Genomic DNA, 6607 nt, shown 5'->3' with positions numbered 1-6607 from the left:
TTAGTTATCGTATTACTGAGGAGTAATGAGTAATGAGTAATGAGTAAGGAGTAAGGAGTAAGGAGTAAGGAGTAATATCAAATCCGGTTGAATACAAGAGTGTATTGTTGGGGGAGATGGTCCGATTGTCCGATTTAATAATGAACATATACTATATAACCGGATTCTATATTAGGGGTGGGGTCTCCCTGTTCCCTTTTCCCTGTTCTCTGTTCCCTCTTTTCTGGAGATATCTATTGCTTGACATACTCCCGACGTTGCCCTTACGGGAAAAATAGGGATTCTGAGCGTCTGGGAAACCCTGACCGCTGCGCATGACAGAGGTGATGTCCTCCTCCTGTGTTGACATTGATAATAACAAAATGCTCCTAGCTTGTGTCTTGGGCCTATGAACCTTTAGCTTATGAAGGTATCCGAATCCGGACCCAGGCTTTCATCCCGACGCTCCCCTCCCCCCTTCCAAAGGGGGGTTAGGGGGGATGGAGAGCGCCGGACTTCCCGCCAGGAAAGTTAAAAATGCTAGGACAGAAATTCCTAAATACGCAAACAATCTTCAGAGGCTAGCATTGCCAGCGGTGGGATAAAAAGGTCTGACTTTAGTTGTACGCTATAAGGCAGTCCGTGGTCTTCATTATCTGGCAATATTACAGTCCGATCTGCCTTACTTAAACAAGTATTAACGGTATGGTAATCTTCTGCCGTAAACTGAGATAGGGGCTTGCCATGTTTAATCAGAAACCAAGCCATTAGATTCAATTGGCGATACATAGTAGCATCATAGCAACGCCCACTTTGCCCCACAGTACCACCGTCTCTTTTAGTTTGCGGGTTAACGACTTGGGCAATTTTATATTGACTGTCTGAGAGGGAAGATGCAACCCAATCTGCCGCAAATAGCTGCCATACGCTCTCTATGCCATAGCTGATGGCAAAAGGAATCTGTTCGGCAATATCCCATCTGAGCATTATTTCGCCTGTTAGCGACCAAACGAGCTGGTCGAAATGTGCAGCATAGTGTCGCCCCAAGTCACTTTCATGTCGCCAATACTCGCGCATCACAAAAAGATAGTGATTATCTCTGAGTGCATTGTTTTGGGCGGTGAGTAGAAACAAACGCTGATCGTCTGGAAAAATAGCCTGGGCATACCCCAAATAATGAAGTGGCTGGAACTGATTAGCGTTGGCATCAACATCTAGAAAGAATAAATCCTTCAGTGTTTTCCAGGAAGAAACGTACTTGAGGTAAGCAAAAGCCATTGCAAAGGCTCTTCCTTTACCTGTATGTTTAGCAATATCAACTGCAAAGCGTGAGTGAATGCGCTCGGCATCGAACAACTTAAGTAAATCCGCTTCGTTGAGGACTAAACAGCCTTTTTTCTTTAGCCCTAAATCATCGACAACAGTTTTGGTCTTAGGTGAGTGGACTACTATCACTCTCTCTGGTGCTATGCCTAACTCTAGGGCATAGTTCAAGGTTTGAGGGAAGGAGTAACTTTCTCGTTTAGATCCCAGAGGTAAAAGCAAGCCAACTGTTGGCGAACGAAAATAGTCCTCTAGGTTTTTATGCTTGAGATTGATGTCTTTAAGGTTTGGTGTGAAAAAATCACTTTGACACGATAGCCTTTGCACCTCAATCACATTGGGAAAATTATGAACAGTTCTTTTTTGAGGGAAGGATTGTAGCATTTTTTTCGAGTCTTCTTGGCTTGGGATATAAGAAAGCCGTTTGATAGTACCACGATTTATCTAAGACGTAAAAATATCTCAATAAAATTCAAACAAATCACATTGCTTGTGTCATGTTAGGCAAGGAACTATCTCAAAAGTTTAATTTTTTTCGTGCCTACCTACTTAGATAATGTTATAATACTTTTCTTATGTAAAAATAAACTTGAATTTGAGGCATTGAGAGTGTCATAATTTAGGCGCTCGGGCATGACAATATTAGCGTTCGGCTAAATCACGATGGGCTATATTAATAATTAATAATTAAATAATTTAGGTTTAAAGCTTTCCCAAGAAAGGGGAAAAAGCGGTCGTTAACGTTTGCGACAGCATTCCGTAAGGAAAGTTTCCCGTAGGGTTGGATGAATGGGTTACCTAACCAGAACCAATCTCCCCTAGAGAAAGAAATTTTTTCTTTTATCCTCAATCCTCTCTCTAAAAGGGAGAGGTAATTATTAATTGTTAATCGTTAATTTTTAATTGCTGAAGTAATACCAAGCGTGCAAAAAGAATGTTGCCAATAATAAGGGCGATAAAAAAACTTGCTGATTGAGATGTTTTTTTGACGAATTCAATAAGTTATGAACTAAGAATGGCGTCGAAGCTATTCCCATTTGACTCCTTAGGACCTACGGACGTTGCTTGAGCATTAATGCTAACGTCCCTACCTCCTTACTCCTTAAAAAAACGAGATATTTGTAGCAAACATTTATCACGCTTGGTATAACTCCTAATTAATTACTATAAGTAGAAAATCTGAGAACTAAAATGGAAAGAGGTTTATTGTGGTTGCCCCTATTGGGTGTGTTTATTTGCCTCAGTTGGGCAGGTTGGAATGAGTATCAAAAGTTGGAAGCTTACCGTGTTTGGGCAGAATCTTTTGAGCAAGCAAAATATGATATTTATGCAGTATTGGGTCAGAATGGTGAAAGTATTACTTGGGGAAAACCTACACGCAAAGGACCTGTTAATTTGGAGACTTTTTCTTTACAAAATGTGCGATCGCTACAATTATTGGTTAATAATAAGCTAGTAGCTCTGGAAAATCCACCAAGTCAAGGTAAAGTAGTTTTGGAGTTTATTTTTTCTGATTCTAAAAATATTCAAATTCCGTTTACAGATATTGATTTAGCTGTTAATTGGTGCAAATATTTACAGCAAAAATTGTAGTATAGCAGGGAACAGGGAACAGGGAACAGGGAACAGTTGGAAAAGTGTTTCCTAGTATAAGATTCATCATCAGTCTATGTCCTAATCTTTGCTTCGACTGCTATAGTTGAAGTAAATTTTAGTAAATTTTTCTGTTCTCTTAAAAAAACAGAATTATAGATATAGCAATTCCTATACTGGTAAGGTACAAAATTCGTAATTTTTAGGGAATAGGGTTAAAAAGTCGGTGTTAATTACTAGACATCTCCAACAATAAAAAATTAAATTATTTATCGTACAGAAATTATCAATTATTTCTCCCTATTCTCTATTCCTTCTTTTCTGGAGATGTCTACTTAATAATTCAAGTTTCACCTAAATTATATCAACTCCGGTAGCATCAGTGTAATTAGAGGAATGTAGGGAGTTTGGAGAGTTTGGGGAGGGATATAAAGAAAGATTTGGCAATGGCTTTTTATGGAACATTTTTTATACTCAATTAAGTGGATTTGATATTAAACATTCTTTTTTTACCCTTGATATAATCTGATTTCATATAGGGCTATTTCGTTCTAATTTCTGACTTTTTGTGCATTAACCAAAATATGGCTTTTCAAGGATTGAAGTTGATATCAACCAATCTCTAAAAGCTAGTAAAATTGTCACTTTATTCTAGAATTAAATAGCCCTAGATTCCATATTAGTCATCCTATAATTTAGGACTCAAAATTTAAGAGTAGAAGATAAATTAGTTTGACAATAGGAGAAAGTTAAGATTTATAGCTTCGCGCACATAATATTTCCCACACAAATATCCTATCTAAATTTATTACTGAAAATTAAATAATAAACTAATTCCAACTACTGCGACTAATACTCCCAAAATTGACCTAATACTTATTTTTTCTCCCATTTGAGCAGCAATAGGAATGATAAATATTGGACTTGTAGCTAAAAGAGTTTGAGCAATACCTACGGGAGCAAATTTGAGAGAAATTTGTTGTAACCAAATACCTAAATAAGTACCGCCAAAAGTTGTAACAAAAATTCCTCCAATAAGTTTCGTTGACCAGTTTATTTTTCCTAATTTACTTGGTTTTCTCCTCTGCAAAAATAACAACAATACAACAATAATTGCGCCTCCGGTTAATCTGAATAAACTGCTCCATAAAGGACTAATATCTGAGGAAAGTAAAGCAAAACGGGAAATAATTGCACCACTAGAATTAGCTATTTCTGCTAATATTGCCCAGATGATTCCTTGTTTGATATTAATATTAGTAATTGCTGCACCGGGAGTTCTTTCTGAAATTACCCAAGCTACACCTATTCCTGTAATTAAAATTCCGCACCAAGCACCAAAAGTTAATTGTTCTTTTAAAAAAATTAAACCTAATAAAGCAGTCATTGGAGGAGATAGAGTTGCCATCAGGAGAGTTCTTCTTGCACCCATATTTTTGAGGGCAGAAAAAAATGCAGTATCTCCTAAACCAATACCAAGAACACCACTAATTAGAAATAAACTAATAGTAACTAAATTTAGTTCTGTCTGAAGTTTGCCACTAATAATTAAAGTCAGAAAAATCAGAGCGATCGCTATTAAGCCTTTGAATAAGTTTAATTTTAAGGGAGATATTTTTTGACCAAGTAAGCTATAAATTGCGGAAGATATAGCCCACAAAAATGCACCACTTAAGGCAGCTAGTTCGCCTTGAAAATTAGTAATCCATTGCACCATCATTTTTTTCTAGCACTTAATTGGGAAAAGTTGGAAAAACAATTGAAAGTTTGTAAGCATTGACTCTCGACCTCAATTTAATCTAATCTTCGACTGGACGAATTTCTGGTTAAAAATTTAGTAGAAGTTAAATGAATGCTTAGTTAATTTCTTAAAAAGATGATCAATAATTCTCTGAATACAAGGAAGCTTAGATAAAAAATTATCAATATCAATTTTTTTCTTGAGGAGCAAATTCGACATAAATTAGACTTGTTTTATTTTGATTACGAATAAATGATGCTCCTAAATTTAAGTCAGTTAAGTTTTGCAGTAATCCTTCTGCTAGTCCTATTTTTCCTGAAATAGAATAAGAGTCATCATTAGTTAATTCAATGGAAGCTGTTAAACATTTTCCGTATAAACGACTATGAGCAACTGCTGTCCATGCAGGTTCATAAGGAAGCCAACTATAATTTTTTTCGTCAAATTTTTCTACTATTTCCGAATTCCAAGGTTTTCCTTCAAGCGATAAATTTCTGATTGATTCATCCGAGCTATTAGCATCTCCTTCTATTTTACCTTCTACTCCACCTGCTCCGTTCAACAATGAATAATGAATAATGAATAATGAATAATTACCTCTCCTTGAAACTGATAGGATTGACTAATCATGAAAATTTTTATTTCTTATCCCCTATCCAAGGGGAGGCTTTAAACCAAAATTTTTCGGTAAGTTGAGCATTTGCTTCTATTTCTGTTGCTGTTTTACCGACTTTTTTTTCTTTAATTGTAATTTTAGTTGCTCCTAAATCTACCAATAAGCGAATTAGTTCAGCTTCTCTTTCTGCATAAAGTAAAGAGTCAAATACTTCTATAGGAATATATTTATTACTTTTTGATTTTAAGGGATGCGCTCTATATAATTTTCCTGGTAATGGATGACCGGGAGGAAAATCAAAATCTTCTGGTATTTCTGAGTAGGGAGTTTCTGTAATAAATTCTGACCAACCTTCTAAATTAAATTCATTTAAGGCTAATTTTGTATTTTCGTCGAGTTTTACTTGTTCGCTACCTTGAGTGTTTTTTTGATCGGCAATCAGTTTTTTTACTATGAAGCTGGAAACAGACTTGGAAACAGAATAATAGGGAAATAAAACTGAAAAAAATATTTCTATAGAAGTTTCATTTTCTAATGCTTTTAACAAACTTGATTTAAAACTATTTGACTGCTCATCATCTTTTTCAATAGTTACAGTATTAATTGCTGAAGATAGAGATTGTTGTAAACTGGATTGATCATTAGGAGTAATATAAAGTAATGGTTTATATTTTTTTACCTGTTGAATTTCTGAAGATTGATTCATAACAAAACCTCCTGCAAAACTTTTAACAATAATATTAGAGACAATACAGTTCTCGTGGATAAAAAGTTACCGAAAAATAAAGGTTTAAAGCCTCTCCTTTCAATCAGAAAAAAGCGGTCGTTTTTGCGCTTCGCATAACTTTCCTGACGGAATGCTCCGCAAACGTTAACGGCTAAGAGCCGACATGAAACTTATAGCCAGCGCGACATGAACGCTCGCTTCCCGAAGGGTGGGATGGATGGGTTACCGGCGCCATATCCAATCGACCAAGAGAAGAAAAAAATTTCCTTTTTAACCAATCCTCTTCTTAAAAATAAGAGGTAATTATTAATTATTAATTGTTAATTATTAATTATTGAAAATGATGCTCTGGAATTTCAGGTAAAAATCAGACAAGAATGGGATGAATAATCAATATCTTCTGGATACCAAGCTGCAATTTCCCATAAGTAAACAGCAGAAATTGTCTGAAGTTATCGTCAGTAGAGCTGCTTTAAGCAAATAAATATTCTTTTGTAATGATATAGTTACTAAATCTATAGAAAAATATTCCTAGACAAGTGTTTTAATTAAGTGTTACCTTAACGGGGTGAACTACAACACCCTCTATCCCATTGCTAAAAGCGTTTGGGACTGCTTTTCGTAGTAT

At 35.6% G+C, this 6607-nt stretch carries 5 protein-coding genes; 1 reads left to right on the top strand and 4 read right to left on the bottom strand.

Going from position 1 to position 6607, the window contains the following annotated elements; all coding sequences use genetic code 11:
- Window positions 1–534: 534 nt before the first annotated feature.
- Window positions 535–1686 carry a hypothetical protein gene (locus F6K40_RS37790; RefSeq protein ID WP_293144629.1) on the bottom strand — a complete coding sequence of 384 codons (1152 nt, stop codon included), beginning with the start codon at window positions 1684–1686 and terminating at the stop codon, window positions 535–537.
- 807 nt (window positions 1687–2493) lie between these two features.
- Here F6K40_RS37790 and F6K40_RS37785 point away from each other — a divergent pair.
- Window positions 2494–2895, top strand: a complete 402-nt coding sequence (locus tag F6K40_RS37785; protein WP_293144626.1) for a hypothetical protein — start codon at window positions 2494–2496, stop codon at window positions 2893–2895.
- A gap of 808 nt (window positions 2896–3703) precedes the next feature.
- Here F6K40_RS37785 and F6K40_RS37780 read toward each other — a convergent pair.
- The 3 genes from F6K40_RS37780 to F6K40_RS37770 all read right to left on the bottom strand — a co-directional run bounded on the left by F6K40_RS37780 (window position 3704) and on the right by F6K40_RS37770 (window position 5958).
- Entirely contained in the window at window positions 3704–4615 is a 912-nt protein-coding gene (locus F6K40_RS37780; protein ID WP_365674181.1) for a DMT family transporter, read from the bottom strand.
- Window positions 4616–4823: 208 nt separating this feature from the next.
- The gene (locus F6K40_RS37775; RefSeq protein ID WP_293144623.1) at window positions 4824–5201 is read right to left on the bottom strand and encodes a hypothetical protein; all 378 of its coding nucleotides are present in this window, start codon (window positions 5199–5201) and stop codon (window positions 4824–4826) included.
- Window positions 5202–5274: 73 nt separating this feature from the next.
- Window positions 5275–5958, bottom strand: coding sequence for a hypothetical protein (locus F6K40_RS37770; protein ID WP_293144621.1), 684 nt, complete (start codon window positions 5956–5958; stop codon window positions 5275–5277).
- Window positions 5959–6607 lie beyond the last annotated feature (649 nt).

It is taken from the genome of Okeania sp. SIO3I5 (genome assembly GCF_010672085.1).
Classification (GTDB): domain Bacteria; phylum Cyanobacteriota; class Cyanobacteriia; order Cyanobacteriales; family Microcoleaceae; genus Trichodesmium.
The sequence above is the reverse complement of the archived record's forward strand: the minus strand, read 5'-3'. Positions and strand labels throughout refer to the sequence as shown.